The sequence below is a fragment of the Paraburkholderia atlantica genome, from assembly GCF_000092885.1.
GTDB lineage: Bacteria > Pseudomonadota > Gammaproteobacteria > Burkholderiales > Burkholderiaceae > Paraburkholderia > Paraburkholderia atlantica.
On sequence record NC_014118.1, the window covers coordinates 1935376 to 1954268 of the forward strand.

The 18893-nt window shown below is 65.6% G+C and carries 21 protein-coding genes; 11 read left to right on the plus strand and 10 right to left on the minus strand.

Features of this window, described 5'->3' with window-relative positions; genetic code table 11:
* Positions 1-5: 5 nt before the first annotated feature.
* Both BC1002_RS24735 and BC1002_RS24740 read left to right on the plus strand, forming a co-directional pair.
* Positions 6-740, plus strand: coding sequence for a GNAT family N-acetyltransferase (locus BC1002_RS24735; RefSeq protein WP_013092735.1), 735 nt, complete (start codon positions 6-8; stop codon positions 738-740).
* Positions 741-948: 208 nt separating this feature from the next.
* Positions 949-1611 (plus strand): VC0807 family protein, encoded by a 663-nt coding sequence (locus BC1002_RS24740; protein WP_013092736.1) that lies wholly within the window; start codon positions 949-951, stop codon positions 1609-1611.
* Positions 1612-1632: 21 nt separating this feature from the next.
* Here BC1002_RS24740 and BC1002_RS24745 read toward each other — a convergent pair whose 3' ends face one another.
* Positions 1633-1893, minus strand: a complete 261-nt coding sequence (locus BC1002_RS24745; RefSeq protein ID WP_476638950.1) for a LysR substrate-binding domain-containing protein — start codon at positions 1891-1893, stop codon at positions 1633-1635.
* Positions 1894-2026: 133 nt separating this feature from the next.
* On the opposite strand from BC1002_RS24745, the gene BC1002_RS24750 reads away from it, so the two are divergent.
* From BC1002_RS24750 to BC1002_RS24780, 7 genes are all read left to right on the plus strand, one after another.
* Positions 2027-2257, plus strand: a complete 231-nt coding sequence (locus BC1002_RS24750) for a hypothetical protein (protein WP_162094070.1) — start codon at positions 2027-2029, stop codon at positions 2255-2257.
* A gap of 250 nt (positions 2258-2507) precedes the next feature.
* On the plus strand, positions 2508-4025 hold the full coding sequence (locus BC1002_RS24755; protein ID WP_013092737.1) for an efflux transporter outer membrane subunit: 1518 nt from the start codon (positions 2508-2510) through the stop codon (positions 4023-4025).
* Positions 4026-4079: 54 nt separating this feature from the next.
* Positions 4080-5231, plus strand: a complete 1152-nt coding sequence (locus tag BC1002_RS24760; protein ID WP_013092738.1) for an efflux RND transporter periplasmic adaptor subunit — start codon at positions 4080-4082, stop codon at positions 5229-5231.
* Positions 5232-5247: 16 nt separating this feature from the next.
* On the plus strand, positions 5248-8316 hold the full coding sequence (locus BC1002_RS24765) for an efflux RND transporter permease subunit (RefSeq protein WP_013092739.1): 3069 nt from the start codon (positions 5248-5250) through the stop codon (positions 8314-8316).
* Positions 8317-8411: 95 nt separating this feature from the next.
* Positions 8412-9380, plus strand: a complete 969-nt coding sequence (locus BC1002_RS24770; protein ID WP_013092740.1) for a quinone oxidoreductase family protein — start codon at positions 8412-8414, stop codon at positions 9378-9380.
* Positions 9381-9530: 150 nt separating this feature from the next.
* On the plus strand, positions 9531-10118 hold the full coding sequence (locus BC1002_RS24775; RefSeq protein ID WP_013092741.1) for a DUF4337 domain-containing protein: 588 nt from the start codon (positions 9531-9533) through the stop codon (positions 10116-10118).
* 55 nt (positions 10119-10173) lie between these two features.
* Positions 10174-10791, plus strand: a complete 618-nt coding sequence (locus BC1002_RS24780; RefSeq protein WP_013092742.1) for a LysE family translocator — start codon at positions 10174-10176, stop codon at positions 10789-10791.
* Positions 10792-10816: 25 nt separating this feature from the next.
* On the opposite strand, the gene BC1002_RS24785 is transcribed toward BC1002_RS24780, so the two are convergent.
* From BC1002_RS24785 to BC1002_RS24805, 5 genes are all read right to left on the minus strand, one after another.
* On the minus strand, positions 10817-12091 hold the full coding sequence (locus BC1002_RS24785) for an RNA polymerase sigma factor (RefSeq protein ID WP_013092743.1): 1275 nt from the start codon (positions 12089-12091) through the stop codon (positions 10817-10819).
* A 16-nt stretch (positions 12092-12107) separates the two neighbouring features.
* On the minus strand, positions 12108-12521 hold the full coding sequence (locus BC1002_RS24790; RefSeq protein ID WP_013092744.1) for a YciI family protein: 414 nt from the start codon (positions 12519-12521) through the stop codon (positions 12108-12110).
* A 179-nt stretch (positions 12522-12700) separates the two neighbouring features.
* Positions 12701-13054 (minus strand): YciI family protein, encoded by a 354-nt coding sequence (locus tag BC1002_RS24795; protein ID WP_013092745.1) that lies wholly within the window; start codon positions 13052-13054, stop codon positions 12701-12703.
* 503 nt (positions 13055-13557) lie between these two features.
* Positions 13558-14031, minus strand: a complete 474-nt coding sequence (locus tag BC1002_RS24800) for a hypothetical protein (RefSeq protein ID WP_013092746.1) — start codon at positions 14029-14031, stop codon at positions 13558-13560.
* A 712-nt stretch (positions 14032-14743) separates the two neighbouring features.
* Positions 14744-15016, minus strand: a complete 273-nt coding sequence (locus tag BC1002_RS24805) for a DUF1488 family protein (protein WP_013092747.1) — start codon at positions 15014-15016, stop codon at positions 14744-14746.
* A 400-nt stretch (positions 15017-15416) separates the two neighbouring features.
* On the opposite strand from BC1002_RS24805, the gene BC1002_RS24810 reads away from it, so the two are divergent.
* Positions 15417-15902 (plus strand): GNAT family N-acetyltransferase, encoded by a 486-nt coding sequence (locus BC1002_RS24810; protein WP_013092748.1) that lies wholly within the window; start codon positions 15417-15419, stop codon positions 15900-15902.
* Positions 15903-15950: 48 nt separating this feature from the next.
* Complete coding sequence (locus BC1002_RS24815; protein ID WP_018438313.1) at positions 15951-16301, plus strand: DOPA 4,5-dioxygenase family protein; 351 nt, start codon at positions 15951-15953, stop codon at positions 16299-16301.
* 26 nt (positions 16302-16327) lie between these two features.
* Here the strand turns inward: BC1002_RS24815 and BC1002_RS24820 are convergent, their stop codons facing one another.
* From BC1002_RS24820 to BC1002_RS24835, 4 genes are all read right to left on the minus strand, one after another.
* Positions 16328-16642, minus strand: coding sequence for a high-potential iron-sulfur protein (locus BC1002_RS24820; RefSeq protein WP_013092750.1), 315 nt, complete (start codon positions 16640-16642; stop codon positions 16328-16330).
* A gap of 36 nt (positions 16643-16678) precedes the next feature.
* Complete coding sequence (locus BC1002_RS24825) at positions 16679-17368, minus strand: nitroreductase (protein ID WP_013092751.1); 690 nt, start codon at positions 17366-17368, stop codon at positions 16679-16681.
* A 108-nt stretch (positions 17369-17476) separates the two neighbouring features.
* Entirely contained in the window at positions 17477-18175 is a 699-nt protein-coding gene (locus BC1002_RS24830) for a PepSY-associated TM helix domain-containing protein (protein WP_420798785.1), read from the minus strand.
* 20 nt (positions 18176-18195) lie between these two features.
* Complete coding sequence (locus BC1002_RS24835) at positions 18196-18879, minus strand: Fe2+-dependent dioxygenase (protein WP_013092753.1); 684 nt, start codon at positions 18877-18879, stop codon at positions 18196-18198.
* Positions 18880-18893: the final 14 nt, after the last annotated feature.

Genomic DNA, 18893 nt, shown 5'->3' on the forward strand with positions numbered 1-18893 from the left:
CAGACATGGAACCCACACGTAACGCCTACGGCCAGCCGATCGGCAAGCCCGTGCCCGGCTGGCACGGCGCACTGCCGCCGGGCCGCGAGCCGTTGAGCGGCCGCTATTGCCGGCTCGAAGCGGTCGACGTCGAACGCCACGCGGCCGAGCTGTTCGACGCGTACCGCTCGGCCACCGACGGCCGCGACTGGACCTATCTGGCGGTCGGCCCCTTCGACAGCCTCGCGGCCTATCGCGAACACCTGACGCGGATGGCGGCATCGAAAGATCCGCTGCACTACGCGGTGATCGACCTCGCGACGGGCAAGCCGGTCGGCACGCTGTCGCTGATGCGGATCGATCCGGCCAACGGCGTGATCGAAGTCGGCCACGTCACGTATTCGCCGCGGCTCAAGCGCACGCGCATCGCGACCGATGCGATGTACCTGCTGCTCGGCGAAGTGTTCGACAAGCTCGGCTACCGCCGTTTCGAATGGAAATGCGATTCGCTGAACGAGCCGTCGCGCAAGGCCGCGCTGCGCTACGGATTCACGTTCGAAGGGATCTTCCGGCAGGCGATCGTCTACCGCGAGCGCAATCGCGACACGGCGTGGTATTCGATCATCGACAGCGAATGGCCGGCACTGCGCTCGTGCTATCAGCGGTGGCTCGACGCGGGCAATTTCGATGCGCAAGGGCAGCAGGTCGAACGGCTCGCCGATCTGATCGCGCAGCAGCGAGCGGCGGACGAGTCCCGGTAAAACCAGACGATCGCATCAGCGCGCCGCCGATACACCCGCACGCGGCGCGCTTCCGCCAGCCCTTCGCTGCGGGCCGCCAAGCTCGGCAACCGAAGCAGCTTCGCCTACACTGCCTCCATAAGTTTGTGCGCCGCTGTTGAAGCGCGATTGTCACAGCAGCACCAGCACGTGCCACGCGTACCTCGCTCCAGCCGTTACAGCCCAGCCGATGAAATCCCGCCTGCGCTACCTGAGCGCATTGCTCGTCAATCTCGCGCTGCCCTTGCTTGCCTACCGGCTCGCGTATCCGCACTGGGGGCAGGCGGGCGCGCTCGCCGCGTCGGCGTTGCCGCTGATCGCATGGATGACGGTCGATCTGCTGCGTTACCGGCATTTCGACGCGCTGACCGCACTCGTGCTCGCGGGCGTGCTGCCAGCGCTCGCGACGAGCCTCGTTTTCAGCGACGCGCGTCTGCTATTGATCGAAGATCCGATGGTGTCGGGCTTTATCGGCATCGCGTTCCTCGCGTCGCTCACGCTGCGCAAGCCGATGGTGTTCTATCTGGCGCGCTCGACGATGTCGCGCGAAGACCATCGCAGCGTGGAATTGTTCGAGCGACATTGGCGTGATCGTCCGATGCTCGCCACCTATATCCGCCTGATGACGCTCGTGTGGGGGATCGGCATGATCGGCGAGAACATCGTGCGCAGTGCGATCGTGCTGCATTGGCCGAACGACCCGCGCTCGGCGCTCGCATCTACCGTGCTGCGTTATGGTGTGTACGTGATGCTGACGCTGTGGACGATCCTGATTCGCCGGCGCATCAAGCGGGACGCGCAGCGCTATCCGGCCGACGAGCCGGCGGCGGAGAGTTCGACGGCTGGTGCGTGATCGACTGCGCCGGCGGTCCGTTCACGCCAGCTCCAGAAACCTCGCAAAACAAGGATTCCGGTTCGCCGGCGACCAGGCGAGCACCTGCTCGATCAGCGGCGCGTCGGCAAGCGGGCGGAACACCACGCCCGCCAACTGCGCCTTGCGCATCGACGACGGCACCTGCGCGACGCCCACGCCTTCGTCGACGAGACTCAGCGCCGTCTGTTGCAACTGCACCTCGAAGCGGATGTCGGGCTCGAAACCGCCCGAGCGGCAGTGTTCGAGGATCGTCGCGCGCAGGCTCGGCGCGACTTCTTCCGATGCGGCTTCGCATGCCGCCGTCGCGGCGTCCTCGGACCGAACGCCGCGTCCGAACTGAATCGCTTCGTCGTGTGGCTCGCGCTGCCCGCACTGCTGTTCGACACGATGGCACATGCCCATGCTCGCCGAGTTTTATCAACGCGAAGCGCACATTGCGTCGCGCACGATCCTGTTGTCGACGGTGGGGTCGATAGTGACGCTGTCGGTGCTGCTGATGGTGATGGGCATCGAAGCTGAGGGCCATACAGTATGCGGGCTGCGTATCGATCCGCGACATGCCGCCGACCAGCGCGCGCCAATCAGATTTATCACACCAGACAAGACGGCCGCCGGCGTCGGTTAGAGCGAATGCCCCATCCGTGAAATTTGCATGAATGCCGCGCCGGCCGTGACAGCCAGCGGGTAACGCCGCACGCTGTCATCGCCCTCCTACGTGATCTCGTATCCGCCTTTGTCGGCCAACGAACGCGAGGCCAAGCGCGTTTCGCGCCGTGCGTGGTAAATTCCAGCGTCGGCAAGACAACTCCAAGAACGTTCGGGTGCCCTGAACATCTTCGTCCGGTCCACCCGCCACTGGCGTACAAGGTAGATCGATGATCGACGTGAGTCAGCGTATTGTCTGGCGGCGCCTCTTCGTTGCGCTGTGCAGCTACGTCGCGCTGGCCGGCTGCATGGTCGGCCCCGACTACCACCCGCCGCCCGCGCCGGCTACCGACATCTTCACCGCCAGGCCGCTGCCCGATCAGACCGCCTCCGCACCCGGCCCCGCCGGCCTGCCGCAGCGCTTCGCGCCGGCCCAGGACATTCCCGCGGCGTGGTGGACGCTGTTTCATTGCGAGCCGCTCGACGCGCTGATCCGCGAGGCCATCGCCAATAGTCCGAACATGACCGCGGCCCAGGCCGCGCTACGCCAGGCCCGCGAGAATTACACCGCGCAGGCGGGCGGCACCTTGCTGCCAAGCGTCGACGCGCAACTGAGCGCCACGCGCGAAAAGATCAACGGCATCGCGTTCGGCGAGCCCGGCCTCGTCGAAGAATTCAATCTCTACAACGCGTCGGTCAATGTCTCGTACAAGCTCGACGTGTTCGGCGGCGCGCGGCGCGAACTCGAAGCGCTGCATGCGCAGATCGACTATCAGCGCTTCCAGCTACAGGCCGCCTATCTGACCATATCGGCCAACATCGTGACCGCGGCGGTCAAGGAAGCGTCGGTGCGCGCGCAGATCGACGCGACCGAGCGGATCGCCACCGAGGAAGAGCAGCAGCTGAACGTGCTCGACCAGCAACTCTCACTCGGCGGCGTGAGCCGCGCGGCAGTGCTCGCGCAGGAAACGCTGCTCGCGCAAACCCGCGCGACGCTGCCGCCGCTCTATCAGCAGCTCGATCAGGCGCGCCACCAGCTTGCGGTGCTCGCCGGCAAGCTGCCGAGCGACACGGGCGTGCCCGAATTCACGCTCGACATGTTCTCGCTGCCCGACACGCTGCCCGTGAGTCTGCCGTCGTCGCTGGTGCGCCAGCGCCCTGACATCCTCGCCGCCGACGCCACGCTGCATCAGGCGAGCGCGCAGGTCGGCGTCGCGACCGCGGCGATGTATCCGCAGATCACGCTGTCCGCGAGCTACGGCGCCGAGGCGCTGACGCCCGCGCAAGTGCTCCGGGCCGGCAGCACGATCTGGAGCATCGGCGCGGGCTTGCTGCAACCGGTCTTTCACGGTGGCCAGTTGAGCGCGCAGAAGCGCGCCGCCGAGGCCGCCTACGAGCAGGCCGGCGCGCAATACCGCGAGACGGTGCTGCTCGCGTTCCAGAACGTCGCAGACACGCTACGCGCGCTCGAACACGACGCGACCGGCCTCAAGGCGCAAACCGACGCGTCGCGCGCCGCGAGCGATTCGCTCGAACTGACGCGCGGGCAGTATCGCGTCGGCGGCGTGAGCTACCTCGCGCTGCTCGACGCGCAACGCCAGTATCAGCAGACAGTGGTGAGTCTCGCGCAGGCGCAGGCCGCGCGTTACGCCGACACGGCCGCGCTGTTCCAGGCGCTCGGCGGCGGCTGGTGGAACGCCGGCGCGCCCGAGTCCGCGGCCGCGCCGGCCGCTGCAACGCCACATTGACCATGCACTGACGCAACCTTCAGCCCTCGCCCCAAGCCGAGCAAGGACATCACGATGGCCGAAAGAAAACCGATGAAGAAGCGGATGGTGATCATGTTGATCTGCGTCGGCCTGCTGCTCGCCGCGCTGGTCGGCTTCAACCTGTTCCGCGCGCACATGTTCGCGAAGTTCATGGCGGCCAACACCACGCCGCCGGCGACGGTGTCGGCGGTGGTGGTCCACTATCAGTCGTGGCAGCCGCAGCTCGCGGCGGTCGGCAGCCTGCGCGCGGTGCGCGGCGTCGATGTGACGACCGAAGTCGCCGGCCTCGTGCGCCAGGTTGCGTTCGTGTCGGGGCAGGAAGCGAAAGCCGGACAGATCCTCGTACGACTCAACGACGACAGCGACGTCGCGCTGCTGCAATCGCTGCAGGCGGCGGCCCAACTCGCGCAGACCGTCTACGAGCGCGATCGCGCGCAGTACGACATCAAGGCAATCGCGAAGGCGCAGCTCGACGCCGACGCGGCCGACCTGAAGGGCAAGAAGGCGCAGGTCGCGCAACAGCAGGCGCTGGTCGACAAGAAGACGATTCGCGCGCCGTTCGCGGGGCGCCTCGGCATCACGACGATCAATCCGGGGCAATACCTGAATCCCGGCGATACGATCGTCACGCTGCAAGCCATCGATCCGATCTACGCCGACTTCTCCGTGCCGCAACAGCAGCTCGGCCAGCTCGCGATCGGCGCGACCGTCAGCGTCGATACCAACGCGTACAGCGGACAAAGCTTCACCGGCAAGATCCAGTCGATGAGCCCGAAAGTCGACAGCGCGACGCGCAACGTGCAGATCGAGGCGAGCGTCGACAATCGCGAGCGCAAGCTGCTGCCCGGCATGTACGCGAACGTGAAGATCGACTCGGGCGCCGAGGAGCGCCACCTGACGCTGCCGCAAACGGCGATCACCTACAACCCGTATGGCGCGACCGTGTTCATCGTGAAGCCGGGCACGAAGCCCAACGCGCAGGGCAAGACGCTGCCCGTCGCGCAGCAGGTGTTCGTGACACCGGGCCCGACGCGCGGCGACCAGGTGGCGATCCTGAAGGGCGTCGACGACGGCACGCAGGTCGTGACGAGCGGCCAGCTCAAGCTGAAAAATGGCACGCCGCTGATCATCGATAACCGCGTCCAGCCGTCGGACAGTCCGAATCCGACGCCGCAGGAACAATAAGCGAGGCCGCCCGATCATGTTCACGGACATCTTCATCCGCCGGCCGGTACTCGCTTCGGTCGTGAGCCTGCTGATCCTCGTGCTCGGGTTGCGCGCGCTCGCGGTGCTGAAGGTCAGCCAGTATCCGCAGACCGAGAACGCGGTCGTCACGATCACGACGGCCTACTATGGCGCGAACCCGGACACCATCGCCGGCTTCATCACGCAGCCGCTGGAAGCCGCGATCGCGCAGGCGCAGGGCATCGACTACATGTCGTCGACGAGCATCACGGGCGTGTCGACGATCGTCGCGACGCTGCGCCTGAACTACGACGCGAACCGCGCGCTGACGGAGATCAACACGCAGATCGGCTCGGTGCGCAACCAGTTGCCGCCGCAGGCGCAGCAGCCGGTGCTGACGGTGCAGACCGGGCAGACCACCGACGCGATGTACATGGGCTTCTACAGCAGCGTGCTGCCGAGCAACAACGTCACTGACTACCTGTTGCGCGTAGTCAAGCCGAAGCTCGATTCGATCCAGGGCGTGCAGACCGCCGAAGTGCTCGGCGGCCGGCAGTTCGCGATGCGCGCGTGGCTGGATTCGGCGCAGCTCGCTGCGCACGGTGTCAGCGCGAGCGACGTGTTCACGGCGCTCGGCAACAACAACTATCTCGCGACGCTCGGTACGACGAAGGGGCAGATGGTCAGCGTCGACCTCGAAGCGGGCACGGACCTGCATACCGTCGACGATTTCAAGCAACTCGTCGTCAAGCAGAAGAACGGCTCGATCGTGCGTCTCGAGGATGTCGCGAACGTCGTGCTCGGCGCTGACAGCTACGACTTCAACGTCGCGTTCAGCGGCAAGCGCTCGGTGTTCATCGGTATCAAGGTCGCGCCGGACGCGAACATTCTCGATGTGGCCAGCCGCGTGAAGACCGTGTTTCCGGATCTGCAGAAGCAGTTCCCGACCGGCATGACGGGCGACATCGTGTATGACGCGACCGACTTCGTAAACACCGCGATCAGGGAAGTGATCAAGACGCTCGTCGAAGCGCTCGTGATCGTCACGATCGTGATCTTCCTGTTTCTCGGCAGTTTCCGCGCGGTGATCGTGCCGTTGATCGCGATGCCGCTGTCGCTGATCGGCACGTTCTTCGTGATGCAGGCGCTCGGCTATTCAATCAATCTGCTGACGCTGCTCGCGCTCGTGCTCGCGATCGGGCTCGTCGTGGACGACGCGATTATCGTCGTCGAGAACGTCGACCGGCACATGAAGCACGAAGGCAAGACGCCGTTCGACGCCGCGCTGATCGCCGCGCGCGAACTCGGCGGTCCGATCGTCGCGATGACCGTCGTGCTGATCGCCGTGTACGCGCCGATCGGCTTCCAGGGCGGACTGACGGGTGCGCTCTTCACCGAGTTCGCGTTCACGCTCGCGGGCGCGGTGACCGTATCGGGCGTGATCGCCCTCACGTTGTCGCCGATGATGTGCTCGCGCTTCTTCCGCGCCGAGCAGGAGTCGGGACGTTTCGCGCGTTTCGTCGACCGCCAGTTCGAGCGTGTGCATCGCGGCTACGGCCGCCTGTTGCATGCGACGCTCGATACCTGGCCCGTGTTCGTGATCATGGGCGCGCTGTTGCTGTGCGGCACCGTGTATCTGTTCATGACCTCGCAGTCGGAACTCGCGCCGCAGGAAGACCAGGGCGTCGTGCTGTCGCAGATCATCGGGCCGCCCAACGCGACGATCCAGCAGATGCAGACCTACGCGGACCAGGTGTTCGATGCATCGAAGTCGCTGCCCGAGTACTCGCAGATGTTCCAGCTGACGGGTTCGCCGACCATCAACCAGGGCATCGGCGGCGTGCTGTTCAAGACCTGGGACCAGCGCGGCAAGAACGCGACGGTACTGCAGCAGGAGTTGCAGCAGAAGTGGAATCAGATCGCGGGCGCACGCGTCGCGGCGTTCCAGTTTCCGCCGCTGCCGGGCTCGCAGGGCTTGCCGGTGCAGTTCGTGATCAGCACGACCGAGCCGTTCGAAAATCTCAACGAGGTGTCGCAAGCGGTGCTCGAAAAAGCGCGCGAGAGCGGCATGTTCTTCTTCGTCGATAGCGACCTGAAAATCGACAAGCCGGAAGCGGTGCTGGTGGTCGATCGCGACAAGGTGGCCTCGCTCGGGCTGTCGCAAAGCGACGTCGGACAGGCGCTCGGTTCGGCGCTGGGCGGCGGCTACGTCAACTACTTCTCGATTGCGGGGCGCTCGTACAAGGTGATTCCGCAGGTGCTGCAGACCGACCGGCTCAATCCGTCGCAGGTGCTCGACTACTATCTGCGCACGCCGGACGGCAGCGTGATTCCGGCGTCGACGGTCGCGCATCTGCGGCACAGCGTCGTGCCCGAATCGATCAACCACTTCCAGCAGTTGAACTCGGCGACGATCTCCGGCGTGATCGTGCCGGGCGTGTCGCAAGGCCAGGTGCTCGATTTCCTTCGCAAGGCGACCGCACAGGTCGCGCCGGCCGGCTATTCGGCCGATTACTCGGGCGAGTCGCGCCAATTCGTGCAGGAGTCGGGCGGCTTCGTCATTACGCTGCTGCTCGCGACGATCATCGTGTTCCTCGCGCTCGCGGCGCAGTTCGAGAGCTTCCGCGATCCGATCGTGATTCTGATCTCGGTACCGATGGCGCTGTTCGGCGCGCTGATCTTCATCAACATCGGTCTGACGACGCTGAACATCTACACGCAGGTCGGCCTCGTCACGCTGATGGGGCTCGTCAGCAAGCACGGCATTCTGATCGTGCAGTTCGCCAACGAATTGCAGCGCGCGGGCCGCGGCAAGCGCGAAGCGGTCGAGGAAGCCGCCGGCGTGCGGCTGCGTCCGATCCTGATGACGACCGCGGCGATGGTGCTCGGCGTGGTGCCGCTCGTGATAGCGTCGGGCGCGGGCGCGGCGGGCCGCAACGCGATGGGGCTCGTGATCTTCACGGGGATGTCGATCGGCACGCTGTTCACGTTGTTCGTGGTGCCGGCGATGTACATGTTTCTTGCCGCCGATCATCAGCGGCGTGCTCAGGCGCCGAAGGCCGATGAGGCGGGTCAGGCGGGTTAGGGCCTGGGTGTTCGCGTACCCGGCGCGTGTCCATCATCTAGACTACGGTGCATTCGCTGCGCAACGCGGCGCAAGACCAACCGGAGCCATGCACGATGAAAGCGATCCAGTTCAGATCTTTTGGCAACCCCGAAGTGCTCGAATACGTCGATCTACCGACGCCGCAGGCCGACGCGGAGCATGCGCTCGTGCGGGTCATGGCGGCCTCGGTCAATCCGAGCGACGTGAAGAACGTGGCCGGCCGTTTCGAACATACGGTGCTGCCGCGCATACCGGGCCGCGACTTCAGCGGCGTGGTGGTGGATGGCCCGGCCGCGTGGCGTGACGCCGAAGTGTGGGGCACCGGCGGCGACATCGGCTTCACGCGCGACGGCACGCACGCCGAGTACCTCAGCATTCCGGTCGCGGCGCTGTCGCGCAAGCCAGTTGCGTTGAGCCATGTCGAGGCGGCGGCAATCGGCGTGAACTTCGTGGTCGCGTGGCTCGGCACCGTCGAATACGCAAGCTTGCAGGCCGGCGAGACCGTCGCGGTGCTTGGCGCGGGCGGCGGTGTCGGCGGCGCGGTCGCGCAGATCGCGAAGGCGCGCGGCGCGCGCGTGATCGCCGTCGACCGCCGGCCGCTCGATCCGGCCACGCCCGCGGGCCGTCTGATCGACGCCTACGTGCCGTTCGACGAACACGCGGCCGAACGCGTGCGCGAGCTGACCGGCGGCGCGGGCGCGGAAGTCGTCTACGACACGGTCGGCGGTGTCGCGTTCGAGACCGCGCTGAGTCTCGCGAAGCGGCGCGGCCGCGTACTCGAAATCAGCGCGACCGGCAAGCGTCGGGTCGAGTTCGATCTGATCGATTTCTATCACAACGAGACGCAGTTGCTCGGTGTCGACAGCGCGAAGCTCGGCGTCGCGCAATCGGCGCCGCTGATGACGGCGCTAGTCGATGGCTTCGACAGCGGCAAGCTGAGCGGCCCCGCGATCGCGCAGGAATTTCCGCTCGCCCGCGCGCGCGAAGCCTACGAGGCGGTCGCCGCCGGTACGCGCGGGCGCGTCGTGATTCGCATGCAATGACCGTCGTCTGACACAGGTCTCCGCAACCGGCCCGCTTCGGCGTCGCGTTGAAGCCGCGGCCTCAGGCCGCCCGCAACACGCTAAGATTGAGGCCGCCGGGCGCCCCCGCCGTCCGGCGAGAACGACAAAAGCATTGCCTCGGAGAATCTGATGTCTGAAGAATATGAAGTGCACGGTCCGCACGACCACGCCGTCGAACACGCCGGCCACGCCGGGCATCGCGACGCCGACCCGTTCGCGAGCCGGATGGCCGTGATGACCGCGATCCTCGCGACGATCGGCGCGCTGTGCGCGTACCAGAGCGGCAACGCCGAAAACCTCGCGCTGTTCTTCAAGAACGAAGCCGCGATCAAGAAGACCGAAGCGTCGAACCAGTGGAGCTACTACCAGGCGAAGGGCGAGAAGGAAAACCTCGCCGAACTCGGCGCGGCGCTGTCGGCGCCCAATAGCGACGCGCACGCGAAATTCGCGGCCGACGTCGAGAAATACAAGAAGCAGAAGGAGCCGATCCGCGCGAACGCCGAAGCGATCGAAAAACAGGTCGTCGCCGCCGACACGCGCAGCGAAACGCTGCTGCATGGCCATCATCGCTGGGCTCAGGCGACGCTGCTGATTCAGGTCGCGATTGCGCTGTGCGCGATCACGCTGCTCACGCGCAAAAACTGGCTGCGCAATGTGTCGTACTTCGTCGCGGGAGCGGGCGTCCTGACCGCGGGCGCCGCGTTTTTCGGGCTATGAGCGGGATGCATCGGTTGCCTTCTTCGAGCCAGAGCTTTTCCACAGGGAGTGTGTCGTGATCGATGCGTCCGCTGTGGTCGGCGTGTTTTCCGTGTATATCGCGGGCGTGGTGAGTCCGGGGCCTAACTTCGTCGCTGTCGCGCACAAGGCCGCTTCGGCGACGCGCATCGAAGCGCTCGCGATGGTCGCCGGCATCGTGCTCGTCAATCTGTTCTGGGCAAGCTGCGCGATTCTCGGCGTCGGCATCGTGTTCGCCGCGTTCCCGTGGCTCGCGCTCGTGGTCAGGATCGTCGGCGCGTGTTATCTGCTGTGGTTCGGCGGACGGCTGATCTTCAATGCGTCGGCGGCAAGGCAAGCGGTGCTCGTCAAGGCACCCGCGGGTGGCTTCAGGCAGGCGTTCGCGCAGGGCTTCGCGACCAACATCGCGAATCCGAAGTCGATGGCGTTCTTTGCCGCGGTGTTTTCGTCGGCCGCGCCCGCGCATGTGAGCACCGGCACCTTTGCCGCGATGCTCGGTATGGTGTTCGTCGTCGCGAGCAGCCGGTATGGGTTTGTCGCGCTGGCGTTGTCGCATGCTCGAATCGCATCGGCGTATCGGCGCGGCAAGAGGTGGGTCGATCGCGTGTGCGGCGGGTTGATCGTTGCGTTAGGGGTGCGGCAGTTGATTCGTTGAGGTAGCACTCGGAAGCGCGCGCAATTCAATGCGCAAGCCCGCGCACACGCTCCAGCAACAACTCGCGCTCGCGCGTATTGCGTGTCATCGCCGCGGCGCGCTCGAACTCCGCGCGCGCTTCGTCGACACGTCCAAGCTTGACCAGCAGATCGCCGCGCACGCTCGGCAGCCAGTGATAATTCTCGAGCGCCGATCCGGCGGCAAGCGCGTCGACGATCTCGAGTCCGGCCGCCGGCCCGAACGCCATCCCCACCGCCACCGCGCGATTCAACTCCACGACCGGCGACGGCGCGACCTGCGCCAACGCATCGTAGAGCGCGACGATCTGCGCCCAGTCGGTGTCCTCGGCGCGGCGTGCGCGCGCATGACAGGCGGCGAGCGCCGCCTGCAACGCATAGGGCCCGCTCGCGCCGCCGAGCGCGTGCGCGCTGTCCAACGCCGCGAGGCCGCGGCGAATCAGCAGCGGGTCCCAGCGGCTGCGATCCTGATCGAGCAGCAGCACCGGACGCCCCTGCGCATCGGTGCGCGCGTGCGTACGCGACGCCTGAATCTCCATCAGCGCGACCAGACCGTAGACCTCGCTTTCGTCGGCGACGAGTCCGCTCAACACGCGCCCGAGCCGCAACGCCTCCTCGCATAGCGCCGGGCGCATCCAGTCGTCGCCGGCGGTGGCCGAATAACCTTCGTTGAAAATCAGGTAGATCACCTGCAGCACCGACGCGAGCCGCGCCGCACGTTCGTCCGCCTGCGGCACCTCGAACGGCACCCGCGCCGCCGACAGCGTGCGCTTCGCGCGCACGATCCGCTGCGCGATGGTCGGCTCCGCCAAGAGAAACGCGCGGGCGATTTCGTCGGTGGTGAGGCCGCCGAGCAGGCGCAGCGTCAGCGCGACTCGCGCGTCGGTCGACAGCACCGGATGGCACGCGGTGAAGATCAGCCGCAGCAGATCGTCGCCGATGTCGTCGGCGCGCGCGGCATCGAGCGCATCGACGAAATCGGGCACCACGTGCGCTTCGATCGCGTCGAGATCGTGGCCGAGTTCCTCGCGCTTGCGCGCATGCAGCGCCTCCTGGCGCAGGCGATCGAGCGCGCGGTTTTTGGCGGCCGTCATCAGCCAGGCTCCGGGGTTGTCGGGCACGCCCGCCTCCGGCCAATGCTCGAGCGCGGCCACCAGCGCGTCCTGCGCGAGTTCCTCGGCGAGCCCCACGTCGCGCACGACCCGCGCGACGTGGGCGATGACTTTCGCGGATTCGATCCGCCAGACAGCGTCGATCGCACGATGGGTGGCCTGTATCGTCACGGTGTCAGCCTTCACCTCAGCGGTGATCTTCTTCGAGCTTGCGAAAGCGCTCGACTTCCGGCCACGGCTCGAAGTCGTCGAGTTCGAACAGCTGCCGCACTTCGATTTCGCCATCGGCGTGCTCACCGAACGGCGCCGGGAAACGCCGCGCCCATTCCATCGCTTCGTCGCGCGAGCGCACCTGGATCAACGTGTAGCCCGCGATCAGCTCCTTGGTCTCCGCGAACGGCCCGTCTACGACGCTCCGTTTGCCACCGCTACAACGCACGCGCCAGCCTTTCGAGCTCGGCTGCAGGCCGGTTGCGTCGAGCAGCACGCCGGCCTTCGCGAGTTCTTCGTGGTAAGCGCCCATCGCGGCGATCAGCGACGGTTCGGGCATCTCGCCGGCTTCGCTCGCGGCCGTGGCTTTGACGATGATCATGAATCGCATGTCGTTGCTCCTTGTTTTTAGTGGTTCGTCGTGAGTGGATTCGCGTGAATCGCTTGAAGGGGCCACGCCGGCTAGCCCCTTACTCACACGACGCGCGATGCGCGGTTCGATCGACACGCGCCGCAGTCCCCGTATCCCAGGGAAAACACCGAAGCGAACGAGGTGAGAGCCACGCGTGGCTAGATGAAGCACGGCCCGAGCTTGCGCACCTCGACCGTGCACCACGCCGCCGCCGGGCAGGTTTGCGCGATCTCCACGGCCTCTTCGCGGCTGTCGCAGTTCAGCAGAAAGAAGCCGCCGATCATCTCCTTCGCCTCGGCGAACGGCCCGTCGACGAGCTTGCGCTGGCCATTGCGGACCTGCACGCGCACAGCGTCCTTCTGCGAAGTCAGCGATTCGACCGCGAGCAGCTTGCCACGCGCTTTCAGGTTCGCGGAGAACCGCACCATCTGGTCATAGAGGTCGCGACCGGCGGCTTCGCCGCGCTCCTCGCGTTGCTCCGTGGGTTCGACGATTAGCAGCATGTAGGACATGGTGTCTCCGATAGGGCTCGGTTTGTATGCGCGGGTGGGCATCGCAACGACGCCAGCGACGCCTGGCCTCGACGGCATCGCAGGTAGGCAGGCAGGTAGGTGGCAATCAGGCGCAGCCAGTCTAGCAAGCGGCAATCTGAGCGGCAAACGCGCCCGGCGGGACTTCTACGGACACTCGTAGCGAGCCACGCCGCTTGAATCAGCCGGCCGCGCGCGACGCATCGATGCCGCTTTCAAGGATTCTGTCGTATCGGCGGTGCCACGAAGGTTCCATTCGGGCAGCGGGTGAATGCGGGCGTCGATTCGGCCGGCGCGCAAAGTTGCACGAACCGCCCGTCCCCTGCGCTGACGACCGGAGGTCGCGGTTCACTCAGTTGGGCGGAGCACGCAACGGGACCATCAAGCTTGATATCAGCGTTTGCCGCGCGCGCTTTCTTTCCAAATGCGCGGCGCCAGATGCGAAAAACGCCCCGGTATGGGGCGTTTCGCTCGTTGCGGGCCGCTCAAACTGGCGCTTCCGCCAGCGCCCGCAGCCGCGCAGAGCGCATCAAACCTCCGATCATTTTCGCTTCCGCGCGCGCCAGCTCGCTCAGCGACGCCGCCGACAACTGTCCGTCGAAGATCGCGAGCGCCCCGCAAAGATCTGCGTAGTCGTCGTCTTCGAGTATCCAGCGGCCAGTTTCGCGCTCGCGCACGTCGAGCCGCACCATCGCCGCATGCGCGCTTTCGATGTCCGCGCGCGCATCGGCGCCCAGTCCGGCGCGCGTCAGTTCCTGCGACACCAGCAGATGCCGGCTCAGCGTCGTATGCAGCATGCGTGCGCCGTGGCCGCGGCGGAATGCATCGAGCGCGGCGTAGGACTGCAACAGCATGGTCTGCGTGACCGGCGCGTGCGCGGTGCGGCTCTGCGTCAAGGAACGCAACAACGGGGACATGGCCGTGCGGCCGGGCTTGCGAACTCGCGATTTGCTGGACATCGATTCAACCTCCTTCTTTCGGCAGCGCGCCCGGACTTCGGCACGCGACGGCGGCGAACGCCGCGCTCAAACGTCCGACGCATTTCGCGCCCGACAGTTCACGCTATGCGACGCGCCGGTTCTTCGAATGCATCGAAGAACGCACTGTCCCCATATCGGCTCGAACCCGCCAGAAACAAGAAGTCCGCATCGTTGCGACGAAAAAAAGCCCTGTTCCGCGACGGAACAGGGCTGACAGGATGGAACAGTCGAGCGGGCGCGTGGAGTGCCTGCCAACCTATAACCACCTAACCTGCAATGCTATTGGATACATGTACTAGCCCGCAATTTCTACCGCTCGACAGCCAGTTTCAAACTGCCGATTCAAACCACTTCTAATGCCACTGCATGTGGGCCGGTCCTCGTTACTTCCTGGTGCTGGCCGCTACCCCTTTTGCTTCGCGCGCGTGTTCGATGCATTGCGCGCTTTGTATTGCGTCAACTGCGAACTGCGAACTGCGAACTGCAGACTACTTCATCAACGGTACGGTTCAAATCCGACACGAGGGGAAGATCGCATCGATGGAGTTCGGAGATTCGTCGCTCCATGGAAAAGAGTGTAGGCGCGCACGCGCGAATGCAATTGCGCGAAGCGAGGGGCTTTGGCGGGTTAATTTGGCGAATCGATGTAACAACGGGGGCTTTATGGCCCGTCGCGCCGCCGCGCCGCGCGTCAACCGCGTGTGGAGAAATCGTCGATGGTCAGCAACACCTTCTCACCGGGACGCGCGAGCATTTTTCGTTCGGCGATCGCGGTAATGCGTTTGCGCCCATCCGCGAACGTCTTCAGAACGCGCGCCTCACCCGCGCCGCGTTGCAGCCAGAAGTGCTGTTCGAGCGCCTCGCGCGTGACCGCGCATTCAAGGTCTCGTCCCCGCGACGAAAGCTGGAAAATCACCGCCCGTCCATCTGCCGAGACGCTGGGTACCGCCTCGATCATCGTCATAGCCCACCTCGCAACGTTGATTACGACGTTCGCCGTGTGACGCGAACGTCCCCGGAAAATCATCTGGCGCTCGCCGCATCGGCTGACGCGTGAAGTGGACGTTCACGCACCAAACGACGGAGGCTTCGTTTTGTCTTTCGTACGGTGGCGCGGATAGCGCGGCCGCGATGGGTCGACGACCGCGCCCGCGAAAAGCGAATCAAGCCCGGGCTTGAGCAAAGCGCATGCCAGACATAGCGGAAAGCGCCGCCTCGCCGATCAATCGGCGCCCCAACGCAACCCCAGGCACTCGCGGCACCGCGTGGTAAAAAAGCGCAGCGGACGCGACAATCGACGACAATTCTTACTCGCGCTTCGCACGATCATCGCGTGCGCCATCGCGCGCCACCATCTTGCCGACATGTCCGCCCAACTGCCCGACCACCAATCCGGGTTGACCTTGCGCCCCGCGCAACCCGACGACGAACCCTTCCTGCTCGAACTGCGCAAGGCGACGATGACCGAACACCTGGCGCGCGCCGGCGAGCCGACCGACGAAGACGCCCATCGCGCGCGCCTGCGGCATCGCTACGACGCCGCGCAGGTGATCTGCATCGACGGTGCGCCCGCGGGCCTGTTGAAGGCACATCGCAACGACGACGAATGGTTCGTCGTGCAGTTGCAGATCGCGCCGGCGCTACAAGGCCGCGGTATCGGCGAGCAGGTGCTGCGCACGATCCTGCGCGCCGCCGCGGCCGAAGCGCTGCCGGTCAGCTTGCAGGTGCTCAAGGGCAATCCCGCCAAACGGCTGTACGATCGTCTTGGCTTCGAGATCGTCGGCGAGGATCAGATACAGTTTCACATGCGCCTTGCAGCGCGCGCGCCGGCGGAAAACGAAGCAGAATGAATGTCGGATAAAGACTGATACGGAACGAGCCTGGCAATGAACTCTGATATGACCTTTCGCGATGCTTCAGCAATACAAAGCTGGCACGCGCACATCTATTTCGACGCGGCGAGCCGCGACGCCGCCTGGGCGTTTCGCGAGCAGATCGGCGCGCATTGGGGCGACAAACTGCAGATCGGGCGCTTCCACGAACGGCCGGTCGGCCCGCATCCGATGTGGTCGTATCAGCTCGCGTTCGCGCACGCGCTATTCGCCGACGTGGTCGGCTGGCTCACGCTGAATCACGGCGCGCTCGATGTCTTTCTGCATCCGAATACCGGCGACGCGCTGCGCGATCATCGCGACGCCGCCGTGTGGATCGGGCACTCGCACGAGCTCGTGCTAAAGGCGCTGCTGTAGCAGCCGCGAACGATGCGCCGGCGTGCTCACATATTCGTGTACGCGCTGCACCAGCCTCGCGATGCGACCTGTTTGGCGCCGAACAACGTGCAGCCGCCGTACTCATCCGACGCCTTGCCCTGGAACAGCGAGCAGTTCGCGCACGATTGCCCGGCCGCGAAGTTCGGGAATTTGGCCTTGTCGACCTTCGACGCATCTTCGGTATAGCCGACCTTCTGCGCCTGCGGATCGCTCTCGCTCAGCGCATTGGGAGCGGTCGCGGCGAACGCGACGCGAGACAGCGCGAGCGACGAGCCGACGCCCGCGCTGACCAGCAGGAAATGGCGGCGCGATGTTTTCATTTTCGTTTGCCTTTGGGTGGGGACTGAGGTCTGCGATCAATCGAGAAAGCGCGTGAAGCGCTCGACCGGCTCGCGCTCGGGACGCAGCGTATTGACCAGCGCGTTGGGGTCGGCGAAGCCGAGCGACATGCCGCACACGAACTGCTCGTTCTCGGGCAGGCCGAGATGTTCGGCAATCAGCCGATGAAACTGCATGAACGCGGCCTGCGGACAGGTGTCGAGGCCGCGTCCGCGCGCGGCCGTCATGATCGCTTGCAGGAACATGCCGTAGTCGAGCCAGCTGCCGCGCTCGAGGCTGCGATCGATCGTGAACAGAAGGCCGACGGGTGCGCCGAAAAAACGGAAATTGCGCGAGTGCTGTTCGTGCATGCGCGCCTTGTCGCCCTTCCCGATGCCGAGCAGGCCATACATATCCCAGCCGATCTTGCGGCGCCGGTCGATGTACGGCGACTGCCATTGGCGCGGGTAGTACGCGTACTCTTCCTGGTACAGCTCGTCGCGTTGCGGATCGTCGTAGGCCGCAAGCAGATCGCGCGACAGACGCGCGAGCGAATCGCCCGTCAGCACGTACACCTTCCACGGCTGCGTGTTGGTGCCCGACGGCGCGTAGCTGGCGGCTTCGAGAATGGCTTCGATGTCGGCGCGCTGTACCGGTGTCGGCAGGAAGGCGCGCACCGCTCGTCGCGTGGTCAGCGCGGCGTCGACGGGGTTCGCGGGAGAAGTCATCGGCAGATGGCGGCAGAGCCGGCGGAGTAAATCTGCGACGATTCTAGCGCGTACTGCTGCAAGCCTGCCCGCCAGCGCGCAGGCTTCGTCCAACGTTGCGCTACGCCCTTACATCGTCCCCAACGCCACCGCCGCCGCAATCGAACCCGCCACGAGCACGAGCCCCACCGTCTTGCGCTTGTTCAACTCGGTCCACAACAGCACGCCCGTCAGCGACAGCAGGATCAGACTGCCCGCGAGCGTATCGATCAGCAGCACCCAGCCGACGCTCAGGCCCACGCCCTTGTGCATGTTCGTCAGCATCGCGAGAAAGGTGTTCGCGTTGCGCTTGACCGTCACCGTGTGATTGCCGACCCAGTATTCGGCCGAGGTATTTTCTTTCGGCGACGCGAAATTCAGCTGCCAGTGCTCGGGCTGCACGACGCTGCGATCGCCCCATGCCACCGGATGCTCGGGTTCCTTCTGCACACGCCCCGGATTGCCGGCGATCTTCAGTTCTTGCTTGAGCCACTTTGCGAGTTCGCGCGGTGTTTCCGGTGCAGGTTGCGGCAGTGGCACCTGCATCATCGACACCTGCGGCTCGCCGGTCGACACGCGCAGCGGACCGCCGCGATGATTCAGGAAGAAACCCGTCGTGCCGAACAGCAGACCGAGGGCCGCGCCCCACAGTCCGACCCAGCCATGCACCTTGCGCAGCCACTTGATGAAGGTCGCGCGACGCGAGCGCTGCTGGCGCGCCTTCAGTTCGTCGCCATCGAGCCGGCGCAGTTCGTGCGCGCCAGCTTCGCCGGCCGCCGGCGGTTGCATGTCGAGGGTGTCCGATTCGCTCACGTTTCACTCCAGGTACGCAGCAGATTGTGATAGCAACCAACGAGACTGCGTCGCGCAGCCTCGTCGGCATGGGTGGCATTGAGCCGTTGAATCGCGGTGTCCATGTCGAACAGCAGCGCGCGATGCGTGTCGCTGCGCACGAGGCTCTGCACCCAGAAGAAGCTCGCCACGCGCGCGCCGCGCGTAACGGGCGTCACCTGATGCAGACTCGTCGCCGGATAGACGATCATGTCGCCGGCCGGCAGTTTCACCTGCTGCACGCCGTAGGTGTCTTCGATCACGAGTTCGCCGCCGTCGTATTCGTCGGGCGCGCTGAGAAACAGCGTCACCGACACGTCGGTGCGCAGCTTCACGCCGTTCGGCAGTACGCGCACCGCGCCGTCGACGTGGCTGCCGAACTGCATGCCGCCCTCGTAGCGGTTGAACAGCGGCGGATACACCTGGTTCGGCAGCACCGCGCTGATGAACAGCGGATGGCGCTCGATCGCCGCGACAATCACGTCGCCGAGTTCCCGCGCGATCGCGGAGTGCTCGGCGATCTGCTGATTGCGCTTGACCGGCGCGCCCTGATAGCCCGCGGTCGCGCGGCCATCCACCCACGCGTCGCCGGCTTGATCGAGCCGCTCGCGCACGAAGCGCAGTTGCTCGGCGTCCAGTACGTTCGGAATGTGCAGCAGCATAATGTGTCCTTGGA